Origin of the sequence: Subtercola sp. PAMC28395, from assembly GCF_018889995.1 — a bacterium.
Lineage (GTDB): Bacteria > Actinomycetota > Actinomycetes > Actinomycetales > Microbacteriaceae > Subtercola.
Map to the genome: position 1 here is coordinate 2,948,024 of NZ_CP076547.1, position 20,206 is coordinate 2,968,229.

Consider the following 20,206-nt stretch of genomic DNA (forward strand, 5'->3'; position numbering starts at 1 on the left):
TAACGGCCGCTCGCTCACAGCCCGGCACAACGCTGCGGAACTGAGGACGAGCACGAGCACCAGCGACTTTCCCGAAGGTGCGAAGAACTCACCCGAATCCTGCACATTCGGGCAACTCGATCTCGGCGCCTGGGCCACGGGGGGGGTCAGGGCGCGGAGAGTGGGTCTGAGGGGTGTTGCGGTGCTGGCGCCTGGCCCCAGGTCGCGTCGGGAGCGATGATGTTGCGGGCCCGGTTCGCCACTTCGGGGTCAGCCAAAATGGAGTAGCTCGTGGCGACGACCTGCATGGTCGAGGTGAAGTCGCGTCGGCGACGGGTGATCGTGTACGACACTATTCCGAAGAGCATGCCGAACCCGGCGCCGATCAGGATCGCAGCAGCGACGAAGCCGAAAGACGTCGCGTTCGGTGAGAAGATCACCAGCAGCAGGCCGAAGAACAGGCCCATCCACGCACCGCTGAATGCCCCCGCCAGTGCCGCCCGGCCGTAGCTCAGCTTGCCCGTCACATTCTCGACCGTCTTGAGGTCGCTACCGATGATCGCCAGCTGGTTGACCGGGAAATCCGCTCGCGCCAGCACGTCGACGGCCTGCTGCGCATCTTCGTAGGTCTCGAAGGTCTCGACGACCTCGCCCCGGGGAATCCGCGGGGTTGTTCGGGGGTTGCGTCCCATGCCGGGCATCTGATTCGTCACGAACCCATTCTTCCACGGGCATCCGGCAGCGTGGGGGTGGCAGGGCGAAGTGCCAGGGCCAACGGGCACTCCGGGGTTTGCAGAGCACGCGTTTCAGCAGAGAGTTCGCAGCTCACGGTTTGCAGCGCAGGGTGCCGGCACGGAGGGTCTGTTCACACAGACGGTCTAAGTTAGTAGCGTGAGTGCCACCAGAGTCTTCGTTGCCAGATTGGCCGGGTGCACCGTCTTCGACCCCGCGGGTGACCGCCTGGGCAAGGTGCGTGACGTACTGGTGGTGTACCGAAGTCCAGACACGCCCCGGCTCGTCGGGCTCATCGTCGAGATTCCCGGCAAACGGCGGGTCTTCGTCTCGATCGGGCGAGTGACGAGTATCGGCAGCGGCCAGATCATCACCACGGGCCTCATGAACGTGCGACGATTCGAACAGCGCGGCGGCGAAGTGCGGGTCATCGCCGAGATACTGGGTCGCAAGGTGGTCTTCACCGACGGCTCCGGCGAGGCGACCATCGAAGACGTCGCCATCGAGCAGTCCGGCCCCGGCGAGTGGGCAGTCTCCCAGCTCTTCCTGCGGCGCCCAAAGACGAGTGCCAGCCCGTTCGGCAAGGGCCCCACCGTCTTCGCGACGTGGGCAGAGGTCAGAGAGCGCAACCAGACTGGCCAGTCGCAGTCCGCCGAACAGTTGATCGCCACCTACGGCGACATGAAGCCGGCCGACCTCGCGAACACCCTGCTCGACCTGCCGCACCTGCGCAGGCTCGAAGTCGCAGAAGAATTACCGGATGCCCGGCTCGCCGACGTTCTCGAGGAGATGCCCGAGAGCGACCAGGTCGAGATCATGAACCAACTCGACGACACCCGCGCCGCCGACGTGCTCGACCAGATGCAGCCGGATGACGCGGCCGACCTCATCGCGCAGCTCTCCGAGGCCCGCGGTGAAGAACTGCTGAAGCTCATGCAGCCCGAAGAAGCCGACGACGTGCGTATGCTGCTCGCCTACGCACCAGACACGGCGGGCGGCCTCATGACGACCGAGCCGATCATCGTGTCGGCCGACGCGACCGTCGCCGAAGGACTCGCCCTCATCAGGCGGCACGAGCTCGCTCCCGCGCTCGGGGCCGCGATCTGCGTCACGCTGCCCCCGTATGAACCCCCGACCGGACGGTTCCTTGGCATGGTGCACTTCCAGCGGATGCTGCGCTACCCGCCGCACGAACGCCTCGGCGCCCTGCTCGACGACGGCCTCGAGCCGGTCAAGGCCGACACCTCCGCCGCCGAGGTGTCGCGCATCCTGGCCAGTTACAACCTCGTCTCGGTGCCCGTCGTCGACGAGAACCACCGTCTTGTCGGGGTGGTGACCATTGACGATGTTCTCGATTACCTGCTGCCTGACGACTGGCGAAGTCACGACGGCACGGTGATCAACGCAACACCACTACGCGGAAGGAGAGTCGGCAATGGCTCGTAGCTCCATCACCCGGACCCCTGACGCCCGGCTCGACTCCCCCAAGGGCCTGCGTTCTCGCGTGCTTCCCGGCCGCAACCGCGCCAGCCGCGACCGCTTCGGCCGGTCGACCGAGGCCATCGCCCGCGGCATGGGAACGCCGTGGTTCCTGATCATCCTGACTGGCTTCGTGGTTCTCTGGATCGGTTTCAACACCTATGGGCCCGACAACCTGCGCTTCGACTCCGCAGCGATCGGTTTCACCGCCCTGACACTCATCCTGTCGCTGCAGGCGTCGTACGCGGCCCCGCTGATCCTTCTGGCCCAGAACAGGCAGGATGACCGCGACCGCGTGCAGATCGAGCAGGATCGCCAGCGCGCCGAACGAAACCTCGCCGACACCGAGTACCTCGCCCGCGAGGTGGTCGCCCTGCGCCTGGCGATGCAGGACATGGCCAGCAAGGACTTCATCAGGGGCGAGCTCCGCGCACTCCTCGAGGAACTCTCTGCCGAGGAGGGCGGCCCTGGCTCGAAGCGGCCGGACAAACGCAGCGGCAAACGCAAGACCGGCGAGCCTCGACCGAGCGACACACGACCGAGCGAATCACGACCAGGCGAATCACGACCAGGCGAATCACGATCAAGTGAGACCCGATCAAGTGAGACCCGAAGCGCCCGACAACCGGAGGTCGGTCGACCTGAGGGCGCAGAGACTCGTGCTGCAGCGCCCACCGGCGATCCTCAGCCCGCCGGAGTCGAGCCTGGCAGTGCCTGAGGATCCGGTCAGTACCGCCGATTCCGGCCTCGCCGACGACGTACTGCTCGCCCTCGCCCGGGTGATCGACCCCGAGATCCGCAAGCCGATCACCGAACTCGACATGGTCGGTGACGTCTCTGTAGACGCAGACGGCATGGCCTCGGTGGTCGTCAAGCTCACGATCACCGGATGCCCGGCCGCAACAGCGATCGAACGAGACGTTCGGGCGGCCACCCTGGGTGTCGCGGGTGTGACGGCCGCGAGCATCCATGTCACCGTGATGTCGCGAGACGAACGTACGGCCCTGACCGAGAAGCTGCGGGGGGCCGGTGGCGCTCGACAGATGCAGTTCGGCCCTGACTCGCTCACCCGCATCTACGCCGTCACCAGTGGCAAGGGTGGTGTCGGCAAGTCGACCCTGACCGCGAACCTGGCGGTCGCCCTCGCGGCCCGCGGGCTCGCAGTTGGCATCGTCGACGCCGACGTGTACGGGTTCTCGATCCCGGGCATCCTCGGGCTCGTCCACGACGGGGTCGCGGTGAAACCGACGCGGGTCGACGACATGATCCTGCCGCCGGTCGGCTACGACGTGAAGGTCATCTCCATCGGTATGTTTGTCGACGACAACGCCGCCGTGGCGTGGCGCGGGCCGATGTTGCACCGCACCATCACGCAGTTCCTGAGCGACGTGTACTTCGGCGACCTCGATGTTCTGCTGCTCGACCTGCCGCCCGGCACCGGCGACGTGGCGATCTCGGTGGGGCAGTTGCTCCCCCACGCCGAGGTACTGGTCGTCACGACTCCCCAGCCTGCCGCCGCCGACGTGGCAGAGCGTTCGGGCGTCGTTGCCCGCCAGACCGGCCAGAAGATCGTCGGCGTCATCGAGAACATGGCGGGGCTGCCCCAGCCCGACGGCACCGTGATCGAGCTCTTCGGCTCAGGCGGTGGGCTGGAGGTCGCGCGCCGCCTTTCAGCCGGCCAGGATGCTGCCGTACCCCTGCTCGCCTCGATCCCGCTGAGCGTGGCGCTGCGCACCGGCGGCGACTCTGGTGCGCCGATCGTACTGAGCGACCCGACCGACCCTGCAAGCGTGGCAATCCTGGCCATCGCCGAAACGCTGGCCTCGCGCCCCCGCGGCCTCGCCCGGCGCCCGCTCGGCGTCTCGCCGCGCTGACGCGCGGGCAGAAACGGACGAACCTCAGCCCCACCGCCTCGCTATTTTCGACGGTCAGGCTCACGTTCGCCGGATTTCCGAAGACGCCTCCCGCAGTCGCTCGGTTCATCGACCAATCGTCGATCTGTCGGCACGCTCGGGCAGGGAACGGTTGGACGGCAGGCCGAATTGCCCGTCAGTGACCCGTGCCGGTGCGCGGTCGCAGGCGGGTCTCCTCGACGTCGAGCATGGCCTGGGCCTCTGCGAGGATTCGTGACGCATAGGCGCCCCGGCTGCGTGCGTCCAGCAGTGCCGCCCGTTCCGCCTCCACGACCGCGAGCCGCAGCTCCCGGTACACGCGGTGAGGAGTCTCGTCGGTTCCGGCCGTCAGCTCCATCGAGCGCTCCCAGGCCGATTCGGTGCGGAGGAACGACGTCTGGCGCACACGCTCCACCACATCGGGGTCGACCGGGGATTCTTCGCCGAGGGCCCTGGCCGGATCATCCAGCACCTGAAGACCCTCGCCACTGATCTCATCGAGAAGCCGCGCGAGTTCACGCCGGTCTTCGGCGACATCGATGCCCTGGATGCCCACCAGTCGTATCACCCACGGCAGGGTGCCACCCTGCACCACGAGGGTCACGACGGCCACGGTGAAGGCGATGAGAATGAGCTGGTCCCGGTACGGCGTGTTCTCAGGCAGGGACTGGGCCGCAGCGAGCGTGACCACCCCGCGCATGCCCGACCAGCCGATGACCACGCCGCCACGCCAGTCGATACCCTCATTCCGCAACTGCTGGAGGTCTGATCGCCGACGCGTGTAGGAGCGCTCGGCGATCTTGCGTCTTCGGGCCTGTCGAGGGCTCGTCACGGGCTGGCTCTGCACGTAGTCGAGGGCGAGTCGCGAGCGGAGCGTCGTCTTCTCGGCACGCTGGGCGCGCCACTGCAGGCCGAGAACGAGAGGGCCGGCCCAGAGGAATCGCAGCAGGATCAGGGCGACTGTGGTGAGCAAACCTATTCCGATCGACTCCCAGACGCCAAGGGGCGACGACTCGTCGTTGACATTGTCGATCAGCGTGCGGATCTCGAGTCCGATCAGCAGAAAGACGCCGTTCTCGAGAAAGAACTGCACGGTGCGCCAGTTGATGCGGTCGCTGATGCGGGACTGCGCAGAGAAAGCGCTCGGGGCGGCATGCCCGGTGTAGAGCCCTGCGATCACCACGGCGAGTACCCCAGAGGCGCCGACACCCTCCGCGGGCATGAAAGCGGCGAAGGGCACTGCGAACGAGATCGCCGTATCGAGGACGGGGTCATTGAGCTTCGACCTGATGAATACAGTCACGAAGCCCACCACGAGCCCGATGGCGATGGCGACCACCACCGCGAAGACGAAGTCGAGTACGCCCGCCCACGGGCTCGCCAGGGCCCCCACCGCCGCCGCTGTGGCTGACCGGAGCAGGACCAAGGCGGTGGCGTCGTTCACGAGCCCTTCGCCTTCGAGCACCGTCAGCAGACGAGGCGGCAGGCCGAGCCGTCTGCCCACCGATGTCGCAGCGACAGCGTCTGGCGGACTGATGATCGCACCCAGGGCGATCGCCGCCGCCAGGTTGAGGTCGGGCAGCATCGTGTACAGCAGAAAACCCGTGCCGAACGCGGTGATGACGACCAGCACCACCGACAGGCTCGTGATGGTTCCCAGGTTGCGCCGGAAGTCGACGATCGGCACACTGATGGCCGCGGCGTACAGGATCGGCGGGAGCAAGCCGTTCAGGATGTACTCGTGCGGGATCTCGATGTCGGGCACACCCGGCAGGTACGAGAGGCCTACGCCGACGACGACGAGGATGATCGGGGCTGCGATTCCGAGCCGCTTGGAGAAGGCCGCAACAGCCACGATGACGGCGACACCGATCACCGCATAGATCCCCAGCTCCATCAACCAAGCTTACCGGGGAGCGAGACGGCTGCTGTCGGGGAACGATCCCGCTAGGGCGACCGGCGGGGTCAGGGGGGTCAGTTCAGGGCGGTTCAGGTCGATTCGGAGTCGTACGGAGCCACGACCGGAGCCGCCTGACCGCTGCCACCAGCGCCAGCTGCCGCCGCGAGGTTCTTCTCTTCGAGAAGGCGCTTGTGCTGCAGGTAGGCAGGTTCTGGGCGTTTGAGCATGACCGTCGTGTCGACGTCTGTGGCGGTATTGGGTACCGCGGTGAGCGGGTCGGAAATCAATGCAGCACCTGAGGCTGCAGCTCCGGCTGCCGCCATCGTTGCGGAAGGCTTCGTGGGAGTCGTGCCGACAGTCTCGGGGTCTTCGAGCAGGGCATCCCGGATGATGCGACGGGGGTCGTACTGACGGGGGTCGAGCTTCTTCCACTCGACCTCGTCGAAGTCCGGGCCCATCTCCTCTTTCATGCGCGACTTGGCGTCGTTCGTGAAACCGCGCAGCTGGCGCACGAATTTGGCAAGCACCGAGGCGTAGTGGGGCAGGCGCTCAGGACCGATCACGAAAGCCGCAATGACTCCCACGATTATCAGTTTCTCGAAGGTCAACCCGAACATGGCACCAGACTACAGGGTTGTTCTGCCGCGGTTTCTGCGAGCCTGCCGCAAGCCCCGGGCTCGTCAACCTAAACTGGGCCGCGGAGGATATGAACCCGTGTCGAAAGAGACCAACTGGAAGTACGCCGAAGACATCGTCACCGAACCGGCGGTGATCGCTTCGGCGCGCGCACACGCCATCGAGCTCGGTGTCGAATCCGTCTCGCCCGGCATCGGAGCCCAACTCGCGGTGCTTGCCGGCACCTCTGCGGCCCAATCGATCGTCGAGATCGGAACCGGCCTCGGTGTCTCCGGGCTCTGGATGTTCGCGGGAGCCCCCGGCGCAACCCTCACCTCGATCGACACCGAGGTCGACAGGCAGCAGTCCGCCCGTGCCGCGTTCCTTGAAGCTGGCGTCACTCCGAACCGTATCCGGCTCATCACGGGCCGGGCCCGTGACGTGCTGCCCCGCATGAACGAGAACTCCTACGACCTCGTCCTCGTGGACGGCGACCCGGAGTCGGTCATCGAGTACGTCGAGCACGGTCTGCGACTGGTGCGCGTCGGCGGTACAGTACTGGTTCCCCACGCGCTCTGGCGTGACCGCGTCGCAGACCCGGTGCAGCGCGACGAGACCGTCACCGATTTCCGCACCCTCATCAACGAACTGTCGGGGTCGACAGCGGTGATCACCGCACTGTCGCCGATCGGGGACGGGCTGCTCCAGGTCACGAAGATCGTCGGCTAGCAGGGGTTTCGAGAACGAGAAAGGCCCCCTCCACAACCACTGGAGAGGGCCTTTTCGTCTGTCAGCTAGGCGGGCGCCACCACACCAGCAAGAGCGTCGTGCAGTTCGCGTGCTTCAGCGTCGTTGACGGAGACGACGAGTCGCCCACCGCCCTCGAGAGGTACCCGAACGATAATGAGGCGTCCTTCTTTAACAGCCTCCATCGGGCCGTCACCGGTCCTTGGTTTCATGGCGGCCATGCGGCATCCCCTTTCGTGGTGTCGTTCTTCTATTATCGGGCATTGGTGCCGTGGTCAAAAACTGACACTGTCTCGGCGTCAGAAGTCCAGCATCACGGCGGGGTCCAATCCGAGCCGTCCACGCCCCAGCAGATCAGGAGCCAGCCCCATTGGGCGGCGACGAAGACGATCACCAGGGCGACTCGGTACACACGCGACTTCGGCAGCGCCATCACACCGAGCAGCGGGAACAGGGGCATGAGCAGCCGGAAGGTGCTCGACTGCGGAAAGAACACTGCGAAGAGGTACACCGCATAGGCGATCACCCAGAGTCGCAGAGTGAGGTCGATGCGCCTGACCGCCTTCGTCGCCATGACCAGCGCGAAGGCTACAGCCAGCAGCACGACCACGATCGCCCCTGCAGGGGCCCCCAGCCACCAGTTGCCACCCTGGAACCAGGCCGTGAACGGAATCAGTTTCGTGTAGCCGATGTAGCTGGCCCGCCAGGCGAGCTCCGTGTCGGTGTAGGCCGAGAAGTAGCCTGTGCCGGCCCACGCCGCGAGGGTCCACGCGAAGCCCATGAAGGCACTGAATACGGTCGCCGCACCGACGAGCACCCGCTCCTTCGTCTCGAACGGGTCTTTCGCGCGCGTCCACCACCGGTACCCGAAGTACGCAGCCAGGCAGAGGGCGAAAGCCAGACCACTCGGTCTCGTGAGCGCCATGACGAAAACGATCGGGAAGAGCATCCAGTAGTTCCGCTTGATGAGGAACCAGAGCGCCAGCATGAGCAGGAACAACGCCATCGACTCGGCGTAGGCCACCTGGAACATCGGCGAGACGGGCGCAATGCAGAGCAGAACGGTTGCGAAGAGTGCGGTGCCGTTCGGCAGCGTGAGCCGCATCAGTTTGTAGAAGACGAGCGCCGCGCCAAGCCCGAAGACGAACGACACCGCAACCGACACGTACTCCCAGGGCGCGGTGGTCAGGGTCGAGAGCCCGCGAACGACGTACGGATAGCCCGGCAGGAAGGCCCAGGCGTTCTCGCTCACGTGACCCGACGTGGTGAGCGGCAGCTGGCTCGGGTACGGCCAATAGGCGATGATCTTGTACCAGGTGCCATCCCAGATCGACGCGTAGTCCCAATACGAAGGCTGGGCACCCGTCCACGGGTTCTTGCCCTGCACGCTGGCGAGAACGAGCAGCATCACCGTCGTCACCGCGCGTGCTGCCAGGTAGATGCCGATCACGCTCAGCCACCACGGCGGTCGCCAGCCTGGGCGGTGCCCGGTTGACTGCTGGATGCCCGCCGCCGACGCGCTCGTCGCCTCACCTGATGCGGCCAAGCCCGGGCTCTGAGCTACCTGTGGGGGTGTGCCCACCTCGGCTGCCGCACCTGTGCCGACGCTGTCTGTGCCGACGCTGCCTGTGCCGACCTTACCCATGCCGACGCTGTCTGTGCCGACGCTATCTGTGCCGACGCTGCCCATGCCGGCGTTGCCTGTGCCCGCGCTACCCATGCCGAGGGGCGTTGTCGGCGCTCAGCCAGGCCCGCAGGCCCCGCTCACAGTCGGTGATCTGTTCGAGAAGCACCCGCTCATCGTCGGCGTGCGCCTTCAGGGGATCACCCGGTCCGTAGTTCACGGCCGGAATACCGAGCGCTGAGAACCGGGCGACGTCGGTCCAGCCGTACTTGGGCAACGCCACCCCGCCGACCGCGGCGAGGAAGTGCTGGGCGAGCGGAGCATCCAGACCCGGTCGTGCCCCCTCGGCGAGGTCGACGACGGTGATCTCATAGTCGCCGAACAGCTCGTGCATGTGGGCGATCGCCTCGTCGCCAGAGCGGTTCGGGGCGAAGCGATAGTTGATGTGCACCATGGCCTCGTCGGGAATGATGTTGCCTGCCACTCCCCCGCTGATTCCCACTGCGTTCAGGCCCTCGCGGTAGACCAGTCCGTCGACCTCGACGTCTCGGGCCTCGTAGGCAGCAAGAGTGTTGAGGATCGGCGCAAGCTTGTGCACGGCGTTCTCCCCGACCCAGCCACGGGCCGAGTGAGCGCGCAGACCAAAGGTACGCACCTCGATGCGCAGGTTGCCGTTGCACCCGCCCTCGATCTGGCTTCTGGTCGGCTCGCCGAGGATCGCGAAATCACCGGCAAAGAGATCCGGCCTGTTCGCGGCCAGGCGGGTGAGACCGTTGAGTTCTGCGGAGACCTCTTCGTGGTCGTACCACATCCAGGTGATGTCGACGGCGGGCGCTACGAGTTCAGCCGCGAGTTTCACCTGCACGGCGACACCCGCCTTCATGTCGACGGTTCCCCGGCCCCACAGGTAGTCGAGGCCGTCAATCGTTTCGAAACGGGTCGGCAGGTTGTGGTTCAGCGGCACAGTGTCGATGTGGCCGGCAATCACGACCCGCTGGGCACGCCCGAGGTTCGTGCGGGCGACGACCGTGTCGCCGTCACGGGTGATCTCCAGGTGCGTGAACGGAGCAAGTGCTGCTTCGATGGCGTCGGCAAGAGACTTCTCGTTGCCCGACACCGATTCAATGTCGCAGATCTGGCGGGTCAGGTCGATCGACGAAGCCGTCAGGTCGAGGATGGCGGGGGCTGCATCGTGCGTCGGCATAGCTTGTAGTTTATGTGCACTGTTTGTGGGCACGCAGGATGGCGTGCTTGCCGGTGTGCTCGTCAGTGTGCTCACCACCGGCGGGTGATCGGGCAGAACTCTCATCTCAACTAGCCTTGATGCATGACTTCGGAACCGACCCGTGAAACTCCCTTGTCCGGCCATGCGTGGGGCTACGGTCTCGCGACCATCGCCGGCGACGGAACCGTGCTCGACACCTGGTTTCCGACCCCTCGACTGGGTCGACCCGGCGACGCCGCAGAACCATGGGTTGTTCCCGCCGAACTGGAAGAAGTTGCCGGCCCCGATCCGCGACGCAATGTACGCATCGAACTGGTGACGGTCGAGATCGAGCTGAAACGGCCTCCGCAGGGCACGTCCGATGCCTACCTGCGCCTGCACCTGCTCTCGCACCTTCTGGCTGAACCGAACTCGCTCAACCTCGACGGGATCTTCGGGCACCTGCCCATCGCCGTGTGGACCAACGCCGGCCCCATCCTGCCCTCCGACTTCGACCGGCTTCGCCCAGCGCTGCAGCGACAGGGGATCGCCGCCCACGGTATCGACAAGTTCCCCCGGATGCTCGACTATGTCAGCCCCGACAGGGTGCGCATCGCGGATGCATCTCGCGTGCGACTCGGTGCCTACCTGTCGCCGGGCACCACGGTGATGCACGAGGGGTTTGTGAACTTCAATGCCGGGACCCTCGGCACGTCGATGGTCGAGGGGCGTATCTCGCAGGGCGTCGTCGTGGGCGACGCATCCGACATCGGTGGCGGGGCATCCATCATGGGTACCCTCTCGGGTGGCGGAACCCAGCGTGTCTCCATCGGGCAACGAGTGCTTCTCGGCGCGAATTCCGGGATCGGGATTTCGATCGGCGACGATTCTGTCGTGGAGGCGGGCCTCTACGTCACTGCGGGCACGAAGGTTCTGCTGGTGGGCAGCGCACCGAAGGCCGACGGAACCGTGCCATCGGTGAAAGCCGTAGAACTCTCCGGCATGCCGAACCTGTTGTTCCGCCGCAATTCGATCTCGGGTGCCGTCGAAGTGCTTTCACGCACCGGCGCGGGAGTGACCCTGAATGAGACGCTCCACGCCTGAGGTCCTTTTCGCCCCAACTCTGGCCGCCGACAAAGCACAGCTTCGTCGGCGCTGGCGTCGCAGCGAGCATCCACTGGATGCTCGCTTACAGCTCCAGCGCGCTCTGGGGGAAATCTCTCTCAGGGCTGCCGATGTAGAGCTGCTGGGGCCGACCGATCTTGGTGGCCGGGTCGATCTGCATCTCCCGCCAGTGGGCGATCCAGCCGGGAAGCCGACCGATTGCGAACAGCACGGTGAACATGCGCGTCGGGAAGCCCATCGCCTTGTAGATCACGCCGGTGTAGAAGTCGACGTTCGGGTAGAGCCGGCGTGAGATGAAGTACTCGTCGGCCAGGGCGATCGCTTCGAGCTCCTTGGCGATGTCGAGCAGGTCATCCTGCACGCCCAGGGCCGCGAGCACCTCGTCGGCCGCCTCTTTGACGAGCTTCGCACGCGGGTCGTAGTTCTTGTAGACCCGGTGGCCGAACCCCATGAGCCTGACGCCGGCCTCTTTGTTCTTGACGCGCTCGACGAACTTCTCGACGCCTTCACCCGAATCGCGGATCTGCGCCAGCATCGTGAGCACGGCCTCATTCGCGCCGCCGTGAAGAGGCCCGTAGAGGGCATTGATGCCGGCCGAGATCGACGCGAAGATGTTGGCCTCGGTCGAACCGACCAGCCGCACGGTCGACGTCGACGCATTCTGCTCGTGGTCTTCGTGCAGGATGAGAAGGCGCTCGAGCGCCTTCGACAGCACCGGGTTGATCACGTAGGGCTCGGCATTCGTGCCGAAGTTGAGCCGCAGGAAGTTGTCGATGAAGCTCAGGCTGTTGTCGGGGTAGAGGAACGCCTGCCCGAGGCTCTTCTTGTGTGCGTACGCCGCCATCACGGGCAACTTTGCCAGAAGGCGGATGGTCGAGATCTCGACGTGCTCGGGGTTCCGCGGGTCGAGGGAGTCCTGGTAATACGTTGAGAGTGCCGAGATTCCCGCAGACAACACAGACATCGGGTGGGCATTGTGGGGCAGCGCGTCGAAGAAGCGCTTGAGATCTTCGTGCAGCAGGGTGTGGTGGCGGATCTTGTCGTCGAACTCCGCCAGCTCTGTCGGAGTCGGCAGTTCGCCGTAGATGAGCAACCACGCCGTCTCGAGGTAGGTCGAGTTCTCGGCGATCTGGTCGATCGGATACCCGCGATACCGCAGGATTCCCTTGTCGCCGTCGATGTAGGTGATCGCCGACTTCGTGGCCGAGGTGTTGACGAACCCGTAGTCGAGCGTCGTCAGCCCGGTCTGCTTGGTGAGCGTAGAGATGTCGATCGATGACGCGCCGTCAACACTCTGGAGAATCGGAAACTCAGCAGAGCCGCCGGGGAACGACAGGGTGGCCTTCTGGATGTCCGGGTCGATTTCGCCCATGGCGCTCCTCCTACGAGATGACTATCGGCATGACGATGCCTGGAGTTGTGTGATGCTCAACGTTGTGATGTCGTACCACCCCTCAGCCTAAACGACGCCGGGGGTAGCTTCGCGCCGAGATACTTCGGCCAGCCGCCGCACCGCCTCTGCGACCTTCTCGTCGGTCGCCGTGAGGGAGAACCTGACGTGCTGGGGAAAGTGCTCGCCATAGAAGGTGCCCGGCCCCGCGACGATTCCCAACCGGGCAAGTTCGGCGATGGTCTGCCACGCGTCGACTCCGGCGGTTGCCCAGAGGTAGAGCCCCGCCTCGCTCCGGTCGATTCGAAGGCCATACCCTTCGAGAGCCGGCTTGAGCATCTCGCGCCGAGCGCGATACAGCTCCTTCTGGGCGGTGACGTGCTCGTCATCACCGAGAGCGACCGTCATGGCGGCCTGCACCGGCGCCGGCGGCATCATGCCGGTCTGTTTGCGAACATTCAGGAGCCGGGCGATCAGTTCAGCGTCGCCAGCGATGAACGCGGCCCTGAAGCCCGCGAGGTTCGACTGCTTGCTGAGCGAGTAGACCGAGAGCACCGACGTTGCGTCGCCACCGGTCACCCGGGGGTCGAGGATGCTCGGCACAGCCTGGTCAGCCCACTCCCCCTCCCACCCCAGTTCGGCATAGCACTCATCGTTGGCGATGATGGCGCCCAGCTCCCGGGCGCGGGCGACGGCGACCCGGAGCTCGGCCACACCGAGAACGTGGCCGTCGGGATTGCCCGGAGAATTCAGCCAGACGAGTTTCGTCTCGGCCGGCCATTCGGCAGGGTCATCGGAGGCGAACGCACGCGCACCGGCAATGAGGGCGCCGATCTCGTAGGTGGGGTAGGCAGCGCGAGGGTGCACGACGACGTCGCCCTCGCCGAGCCCGAGCATGAAGGGCAGCCAGGCCACGAGTTCTTTCGACCCGATGGTCGGGAGCACCTGCCCTGGAGTCAGGCCGGGTACTCCGCGCCGGCGCGCGTACCACGCTACGATCGCGTTCCGAAGCTCCGGCGTACCGGCTGTCTGAGGGTAGGCGTGTGCGTCGGTGGCTGCTGCCAGCGCCTCACGGATGAGCGCGGGAGTCGGATCGACAGGAGACCCGATCGACAGGTCGACGATTCCGCGCGGGTGGCTCTTCGCCTGCTCGACGTAGGGAAGCATCTGGTCCCACGGGTAGTCGGGCAGTGCCCTCAGGCTCATGCTGGGCTCATGCTCCCTGCGGCGGAAGCACTGAGATCACCGGGTGGTCCTTCGCGATCACGCCGACCTTCGCAGCTCCACCCGGGGAGCCGATGTCGTCGAAGAACTCGACATTCGCCTTGTAGTAGTCCGCCCATTCCTCTGGCAGGTCGTCTTCGTAGTAGATCGCCTCGACGGGGCACACCGGTTCACAGGCGCCGCAGTCCACACACTCGTCGGGATGGATGTAGAGCGAGCGCTCGCCCTCGTAGATGCAGTCGACCGGGCACTCATCGATGCAGGCCCGGTCTTTCACGTCGACGCAGGGTAAGGCGATGACATAGGTCACAGTGGTGAAATCCCTTCGAAAGAACAGCTCTATTCTATTGGACGCCCGGTTCCCGAAAGACGCCCGGCACCCCCGTGCTCGGCTGTGGCCCGTCGCAGCGGCCTGCTGGGCCAGGCGAGCACCACCAGAGCGATGATCGTCGGTGCGAAGGTCCAGATGTAGCCAGCGACGTTCGCCGGGATCAGCACCGACCCGCCAGGGCTCGGCAGGGTGAGAACGGCCACCATGCCCACCGAGCCCACAGCCGCGAGCACAGCCACCGTTCGGGTCGGCAGTATCAGACGGAGCCCGACCAGCAGCAGGGCCAGACCGACGCAGGCGAAGATCAACCCGATCGGCACGTCGAAGAGACCGAAGAAACTGAACGTCGCCTGGTTCACGACGGTGCCGAGCATCCCGTAGACCACACCGAGGAGCAGGCCGATCGCCCAGCTGCCAACCCGAACGATCATCGACTCGCCGACGTCAGGTTCGTCTGGATGGGGTGCCTGGCTCACTGCCTGACTGTTCGCTGCCAATGATTCGTACGACATCACGATTACCTTTCGATATGCCCCCAATGTAGTTCAGCAAGCGCAAGCAATTCTGCGAACGGGTACCGTAGAGGCGGCGAAGGTGCCGCGTTGCAGCCGCGACAACTTTCTGTCTTGACGACCCACGGAGACCATTCGTGAAAAAACACCATTCCGCCCTGGCCCTCATCGCCGTGGCGGTGACTCTCGTCGTGAGCGGATGCACTGCCCACACATCCACGTCGATGAAGTCTGCGGCGCAGCCCGTCACCCAGGCCCAGTTCATCACCCTGCAGCTCAGGGAGTCGACGAGCGACTTCGCGTTGTACCTGCGCCAGCAGGCCGAACAGCTCGACGGAGGCACGGCAGAATTCGCCGCCGCCTTCCAGTCCGGAGACACGGCCCTCGCCCAGGCGCTCTATGCCCCGACCCGCATGTTCTACAACCGGATGCTCGTCGCCAGGAGCGAATTCTCCGATCTGGCCGCCCGCATCGACGGGCCAGACCCGGCACTCGGTTCGCTGACCACCTCCACAACAGCCGGCACGGTGCTGAACGGGTGGCAGGCGATCGAGAGCGACCTGTACCCGGTCGCCGGCCAGCCAGCTCTGACCGTGGAACAACGAACGGCACTCGCCACAGCCCTCACCACAGACACGCATTCTCTCTCCGAGGTCGTCTACGGCCTGAGTCTCACCACAGATGAACAGACCGCCGGCGCGGCTGCGCTCATCGCCACCCTCGCGAACGAGGCAGCGAGCGGCACCAAGGACTCCCTGTCGAAGAGCGCGGTCTCCGATCTGCAGGGTTATGTCGACGGAGCCCGAGTCGTCTTCGACGGCATTCGTGCGGTGCTTGTCACGCAGGACGCGGCCCTGGCGACACGGCTCGACCACCAGTTCGCCGCCGTGCAGGATGCTCTCAACTCCTATCGTGTCGGAGTGACCTTCATGACGTACGACCAGCTCACCGAGAGCCAGGCGAGATCCCTGCGATCCGACGTCGCGGACCTTGCGGCCTCCCTCGCCCGCGTGGAGCCCACGATGGGTCTCTGAGTTACGAAGCTGGCCTTCGATACGCCTCGCTCCTCGATCAGCGTCAGGCTCCGAACAGGGCCTTGCCGAAGTAGTCCCCCGCGCCAGAGAGACCGGGTGGCACAGCGAAGACGCCGGAGCCGACGTGCCTGATGTACTCGTTGAGACGATCAGAAGCGCCGAGTTTCGACTGAAGGGCGACGAACTGCGCCGGGTCCTTCTGGTACGAGAGGAACATCAGGCCTGCATCGAGCCGGCCCACGCTGTCGATGCCATCGGTGAAGTTGTACCCGCGCCGCAGGATCTTCACCCCGCCGTTGTTCTCGTGCGCAGCGAGGGCGACATGGGACGTCGCCGGAATGACCGGCGAACCGTCGGCGGCCTTCGCGGTGAAATCCGGAGTATCGAATTCCTGTGCCCCGCCCAGCGGCGCGCCCTCGACCTTCGTGCGCCCGAACACCGCGTGCTGGTCGCCGATGAAGTCAGCGTCCCACGTCTCGATGAGCATGTGGATCTTGCGGGTCACGAGGTAGCTGCCGCCGATCATCCACTGCTGGTCTGCGTCGTCGCCGACCCAGACGAACTTCTCGAAGTCGTCATCGGTGGTGATGTTTCGTGTGCCATCTTTGAAACCCATGAGGTTGCGGGGCGTCGGCTGGCCAGCGCCGGCGGATGCCCGGCCGAACCCCTGCACGACGTACCGTGTGGCCGCGGTGGTCCTGGCCATTCTCGCGAGATTGCGTATCGCGTGGTAGGCGACCTGAGGGTCACTCGCGCAGGCCTGCACGCAGATGTCACCGCCGGTGTACCCCGGGGTGAGCGCGTCGCTCGCGAATGCCGGAATGTCGACGAGAGCCGCCGGCCGGTGTGACTTCCAGCCGAAACGCTCGTCGAACATCGACGGCGCGAAGCCCACCGTCACCGTGAGCTGGTTCGGGCCCATGCCCTCGGCCTCTCCGGTGTCGCCCGGCACGGCGAGGTCTCGCTCGGGTTCGACCGCACCGACGGCCAGGCCACCGGTGTACTGGGCAATGGCGGCAGACCACTTGGCGAGCATGACCTGCAGCTCGGCAGCTGAAGTGGTGGTGACGTCGAAGACCATGAGCACCAGGTGGTCCTGCGGGGGCGTCCGGATGCCCGCCTGGTGCTGCCCGTAGAAGTCGTATGCGCTGTCAGACGCCGATACGACCGCTGACCCCACGTTCGCTGCAGTCGACGCCAGTCCGGTCGTGGTGATGCCGACGGCCGCACCGGCCGCTGCACTCGCGACCGCCCCACCGAAGAACGCCCTGCGCGAGATGCCGGGTTCGGTTGTCTGTAGGGCTGGAGGTTCTGGAGCTGGGGGTGCTGAGGGTTCAGTTGCGGCGTGTTCCGAAGCCTCCACTACGCCGTTGCCACCTTCTCGGCGAGCTGCGCGAGCGGCGCCTGCAACGCCTGGATGGCCTGCGTGAGCTTCGTGGCGTCCGATGCCTTCAGCGTGTCGGTGTAGAGAACGAAGCCCCCGAGCGCACTCGTGTCTGCGTAACTGGCGAGCAGGGCATCCACTGATTCGAACTGCCCGCTGATCGTCGTGGTCAGGTCGGGATCGATGGTGGTCAGGGCTGGCTTCAGGTACTCGAACGCCTGCTCAGAACCCTCGATGTTCGCTGCGAAGTCGACGAGGTCGATGTGGCTGTACGCCTCTTCTTCGCCGGTGATCTTCGAGGACTGAACCTCTTCGAGCAGGCTCGAAGCGCCGTTTGCGAGTTCCTCCGGCTTGTAGCTGAGGCCGGTGGTCAGGGTCTGCAGTTGGGCGATGTCGGCGACGAGCTTCGTGCTCAGCGCCTTGGTCGTGTCGGCGATGGCGCCGGTGTCGAACAGGTCTTTCTCGATGGGGTGAAAGCCCGTCCACGCGGTACCCGGGGCCACATCGGCGACCCGGGCATCGATCTGGGGGTCGAGGTCGGCGAAGCTCTCGGCGACCGGTTCGATGCGCTCGTAGAACGGGCGCGCTGCGGCGTACGCCTTCTTCGCTGCGGCGACATCGCCGGCCTGTATGGCGGCGTCGAAGGTGGCGACCGCCGCAACGAGCCCGGCGGCCTGGTCTTCGATGAATGAGCCGTAGCCGGAGGTGCCTTCGGTGAGGCGGCCCTGCACGTCGCTGGCTGGCGTGGTTGCCGCACCGGTGACGGTGAAGGTCGTGTTCTCCGAGGTGGCTCCCGGGCAGTTCAGCGCATAGGTGCCGCCGGAGAGCGTCACCGTGAACGTGGCAGGCTTCAGCCCCGCGACGATATTCTCCCGCTCGCCCAGGATCCGCTTGTCGCTCATCAACTCGACCTCGCTGAGCCCGGCGGCGTCGGTGTTCGTCACCGTGAACGTGACCGGGCCCGCGGGCGCCGTGGTGTGGTCGAGCGTGCACTGCGAGCCCGTGAGAGTGACGGCGACCTGTGCTGCGCCGTTGGCAACGGGTGCCGCGCTTGACCCTGACGACACTGACGACCCCGCAGACGACCCCGCTGTGCAACCGGTGAGCAGCATGCTGCCGGCAACAACCGCAGCGAGGAGAGTGAGACGGACCGTGCTGTGGCTGGTGCTAGGCGTCATGAAGGTGAAGCTCCTGGTTCTGAGCGCTGGGTGCGTGTTCGGGAAGGGACTGCTGTTCGGGAAGGGACTGCTGCTGGGGAAGCGGCTGCTGCTGAGAGGAAGCTGCGTTCCCAGCGACGGTGCGCACTCTCCTCGCCGAGCGGAGACCACGTACCCCGAATGCGGCGAGTACCGCAGCAGCGAGCAGGAGTGCAAGTGGCAGGTAGTACCTGAAGAGAGCTGCTTCGTCGGCAGCCGAACGCCAGTCGGTCACAGTCGTTGCCACGGCCTCGGAATGTGTGCTGTCGACGGCCCACGACAGCGACCCTGTAGCGGTGTCGGCCGAAGCAGCACTCGCAGAAGCCACGGCAACGGTTCGCGCTGAAGTGAGACCGCCACCTGACAGCGTCACCGTGCTCACCGACTGGTGCGTGGCATCCAGCAGCGTATCGCTGGCGACCCAGACCTGGTCGGTCACCGCCACATTCCAGGCCGCATCGAACGGGCCGGGATTCAGTGCTCGGTTGACACCCACCGGAGTGCGACCGCCATTCAGCGCCGCAAGCTGGTCGAGCGTGAGCGAGGTGGACAGGCCCGTGGTGTCTGCGTTGGACGTGACCGACCAGGACCGGGCATCCAGACCCATGTGGGTGTCGGGCTCAGAAGCGGAGGCATCGAGGATGGTCGTGGACTCTACGCCCGACACTGTGGTCTCCAGCGCGAGCACGCCGTTGGAGGTCACCAGCTGGGTAGAACCGAGTGGCTGGCCGTCGGCCGCAACGATCGGCGCACTGCCTGTGGTTGTGGTGCCGGCAGCGCCGGGCGAAACCGGCATCGGCACAGCAACGGCGAGCATGAGCGCAACCGCAGCGAATCCGCCCGCGAGCCCCAGCTGCAGCCGGTAGGCGTTGAGCCCGGGGCGGAGCGTGCGTGGCCAGAGCACGAACAACAGCACCGGAACGAGGTAGAGAGCCCAGCCCAGAACCTCGATGACGCGGGGGTCAGAGGGGATTCCGAGCACCCCGGTGAGCAGGGCGGCCTGCACAGAACCGGCAGGAGCGAGCCACTCCAGGTCAACGGTGCTCTGCTGCCCGAGCGTGATCCAGCCGGCCTCGTGGGCGGTGCGGAGCGCGCTCATCACCAGACCGGCTGCGACGAACACCAGGAACACGCCGGTGACAGTGAAGAACTTGCCGAGGTTGAGCTTCACCCCGCCGCGGTAGATCGCGTAACCGATACCAACGGAGACGAGAATGCCGATGATCGCTCCCATACCCGCAGCCAGGGGGCTCACCGACGACTGAAAGGCCGCGAGGAGGAAGACCGAAGTCTCGAAACCTTCACGCAGTACGGCGAGAAAGGCCATACCCGAGAGAGCGAGAACGGAACCGTTGCCGAGTGCGCGACCGGCGGTGGATTCGAGTTCACTCCGCATGTTGCGGGCGTGCTTGCTCATCCAGATGATCATCGCGGTGACCATGACGACGGCGACCGCCGCGATGATCGACTCCATGGCCTCTTGTTGGGCCTGGGGCAGGCCGACGGAGATCACCTCGAGAATGATTCCCACCGCGAGGCTCAATACGAGCGCGGCTCCGACACCGACCCACATCGACTTCAGCGAGTGCCCGTTGCGCTTCAGGAAGGCGGCGATGATGCCCACGATGAGCGCGGCTTCAAGCCCCTCGCGAAGGCCGATGACGAACGTGGCTAGCACAGGGTCTCTCCAAGCGGGGCGGGTGGTAGAACGCGGGTCAGTTCTTCGTAGGTAAGCCTACACTTACTTAGGGCTACCTTGCTTCATGGATTTCGGCCGAGCCGGCGAATGACCGTCGCTGAACAACCGGGGGTGCGTCGCCGTCAGTGGATGCAGCGAC

Annotated in this window: 19 protein-coding genes; 6 read left to right on the forward strand and 13 right to left on the reverse strand. The window is 65.6% G+C overall.

Going from position 1 to position 20,206, the window contains the following annotated elements; genetic code table 11:
- Positions 1-146 precede the first annotated feature (146 nt).
- On the reverse strand, positions 147-692 hold the full coding sequence (locus KPL76_RS13490) for a general stress protein (RefSeq protein WP_253202052.1): 546 nt from the start codon (positions 690-692) through the stop codon (positions 147-149).
- 178 nt (positions 693-870) lie between these two features.
- Here KPL76_RS13490 and KPL76_RS13495 point away from each other — a divergent pair, with 178 nt between their 5' ends.
- From KPL76_RS13495 to KPL76_RS13505, 3 genes are read left to right on the forward strand one after another with little or no spacing between them, the layout of a single operon-like run.
- Complete coding sequence (locus tag KPL76_RS13495; RefSeq protein ID WP_216333991.1) at positions 871-2,157, forward strand: magnesium transporter MgtE N-terminal domain-containing protein; 1,287 nt, start codon at positions 871-873, stop codon at positions 2,155-2,157.
- Positions 2,147-2,908: a DUF1003 domain-containing protein gene (locus KPL76_RS13500; RefSeq protein ID WP_216333992.1), complete on the forward strand. Its 762-nt coding sequence runs from the start codon at positions 2,147-2,149 to the stop codon at positions 2,906-2,908. Before KPL76_RS13495 ends, KPL76_RS13500 begins: the two co-directional genes overlap by 11 nt.
- On the forward strand, positions 2,901-4,064 hold the full coding sequence (locus KPL76_RS13505) for an Mrp/NBP35 family ATP-binding protein (RefSeq protein WP_253202261.1): 1,164 nt from the start codon (positions 2,901-2,903) through the stop codon (positions 4,062-4,064). Before KPL76_RS13500 ends, KPL76_RS13505 begins: the two co-directional genes overlap by 8 nt.
- 175 nt (positions 4,065-4,239) lie before the next feature.
- On the opposite strand, the gene KPL76_RS13510 is transcribed toward KPL76_RS13505, so the two are convergent.
- Positions 4,240-5,979: a sodium:proton antiporter gene (locus KPL76_RS13510; protein ID WP_216333993.1), complete on the reverse strand. Its 1,740-nt coding sequence runs from the start codon at positions 5,977-5,979 to the stop codon at positions 4,240-4,242.
- Positions 5,980-6,071: 92 nt separating this feature from the next.
- The gene (locus KPL76_RS14995; protein ID WP_371733906.1) at positions 6,072-6,599 is read right to left on the reverse strand and encodes a Sec-independent protein translocase TatB; all 528 of its coding nucleotides are present in this window, start codon (positions 6,597-6,599) and stop codon (positions 6,072-6,074) included.
- A 97-nt stretch (positions 6,600-6,696) separates the two neighbouring features.
- Here KPL76_RS14995 and KPL76_RS13520 point away from each other — a divergent pair, with 97 nt between their 5' ends.
- On the forward strand, positions 6,697-7,326 hold the full coding sequence (locus KPL76_RS13520) for an O-methyltransferase (RefSeq protein WP_253202053.1): 630 nt from the start codon (positions 6,697-6,699) through the stop codon (positions 7,324-7,326).
- Positions 7,327-7,391: 65 nt separating this feature from the next.
- Here KPL76_RS13520 and KPL76_RS13525 read toward each other — a convergent pair whose 3' ends face one another.
- From KPL76_RS13525 to dapE, 3 genes are all read right to left on the reverse strand, one after another.
- Positions 7,392-7,565: a DUF3117 domain-containing protein gene (locus tag KPL76_RS13525; RefSeq protein WP_104244821.1), complete on the reverse strand. Its 174-nt coding sequence runs from the start codon at positions 7,563-7,565 to the stop codon at positions 7,392-7,394.
- Positions 7,566-7,657: 92 nt separating this feature from the next.
- Entirely contained in the window at positions 7,658-9,064 is a 1,407-nt protein-coding gene (locus KPL76_RS13530; RefSeq protein WP_253202054.1) for a hypothetical protein, read from the reverse strand.
- Entirely contained in the window at positions 9,057-10,172 is a 1,116-nt protein-coding gene (dapE, locus tag KPL76_RS13535; protein ID WP_216333995.1) for a succinyl-diaminopimelate desuccinylase, read from the reverse strand. The genes KPL76_RS13530 and dapE overlap by 8 nt, the downstream gene beginning before the upstream one ends.
- A 123-nt stretch (positions 10,173-10,295) precedes the next feature.
- On the opposite strand from dapE, the gene dapD reads away from it, so the two are divergent.
- Positions 10,296-11,276, forward strand: a complete 981-nt coding sequence (dapD, locus tag KPL76_RS13540; RefSeq protein ID WP_216333996.1) for a 2,3,4,5-tetrahydropyridine-2,6-dicarboxylate N-succinyltransferase — start codon at positions 10,296-10,298, stop codon at positions 11,274-11,276.
- Positions 11,277-11,361: 85 nt separating this feature from the next.
- On the opposite strand, the gene KPL76_RS13545 is transcribed toward dapD, so the two are convergent.
- The 4 genes from KPL76_RS13545 to KPL76_RS13560 form a co-directional block, all read right to left on the reverse strand.
- Positions 11,362-12,669 (reverse strand): citrate synthase, encoded by a 1,308-nt coding sequence (locus tag KPL76_RS13545; protein WP_216333997.1) that lies wholly within the window; start codon positions 12,667-12,669, stop codon positions 11,362-11,364.
- 87 nt (positions 12,670-12,756) lie between these two features.
- A complete protein-coding gene (gene dapC, locus KPL76_RS13550) occupies positions 12,757-13,893 on the reverse strand; it encodes a succinyldiaminopimelate transaminase (RefSeq protein ID WP_216333998.1) in 1,137 nt (378 codons plus the stop codon).
- A gap of 7 nt (positions 13,894-13,900) precedes the next feature.
- Positions 13,901-14,221 carry a ferredoxin gene (gene fdxA / locus KPL76_RS13555; RefSeq protein WP_205107970.1) on the reverse strand — a complete coding sequence of 107 codons (321 nt, stop codon included), beginning with the start codon at positions 14,219-14,221 and terminating at the stop codon, positions 13,901-13,903.
- A 29-nt stretch (positions 14,222-14,250) separates the two neighbouring features.
- Positions 14,251-14,718 carry a hypothetical protein gene (locus KPL76_RS13560; protein ID WP_216333999.1) on the reverse strand — a complete coding sequence of 156 codons (468 nt, stop codon included), beginning with the start codon at positions 14,716-14,718 and terminating at the stop codon, positions 14,251-14,253.
- A gap of 173 nt (positions 14,719-14,891) precedes the next feature.
- On the opposite strand from KPL76_RS13560, the gene KPL76_RS13565 reads away from it, so the two are divergent.
- Positions 14,892-15,788 carry an EfeM/EfeO family lipoprotein gene (locus KPL76_RS13565; RefSeq protein ID WP_216334000.1) on the forward strand — a complete coding sequence of 299 codons (897 nt, stop codon included), beginning with the start codon at positions 14,892-14,894 and terminating at the stop codon, positions 15,786-15,788.
- A 43-nt stretch (positions 15,789-15,831) separates the two neighbouring features.
- Here KPL76_RS13565 and efeB read toward each other — a convergent pair whose 3' ends face one another.
- Genes efeB through efeU form a run of 3 tightly spaced genes read right to left on the reverse strand, consistent with a single transcriptional unit; the run spans position 15,832 to position 20,046 of the window.
- Positions 15,832-17,151: an iron uptake transporter deferrochelatase/peroxidase subunit gene (efeB, locus tag KPL76_RS13570; protein ID WP_216334001.1), complete on the reverse strand. Its 1,320-nt coding sequence runs from the start codon at positions 17,149-17,151 to the stop codon at positions 15,832-15,834.
- Positions 17,151-18,350 (reverse strand): iron uptake system protein EfeO, encoded by a 1,200-nt coding sequence (gene efeO, locus KPL76_RS13575; protein ID WP_216334002.1) that lies wholly within the window; start codon positions 18,348-18,350, stop codon positions 17,151-17,153. The genes efeB and efeO overlap by 1 nt, the downstream gene beginning before the upstream one ends.
- The gene (gene efeU, locus KPL76_RS13580; RefSeq protein WP_216334003.1) at positions 18,340-20,046 is read right to left on the reverse strand and encodes an iron uptake transporter permease EfeU; all 1,707 of its coding nucleotides are present in this window, start codon (positions 20,044-20,046) and stop codon (positions 18,340-18,342) included. The genes efeO and efeU overlap by 11 nt, the downstream gene beginning before the upstream one ends.
- Positions 20,047-20,206: the final 160 nt, after the last annotated feature.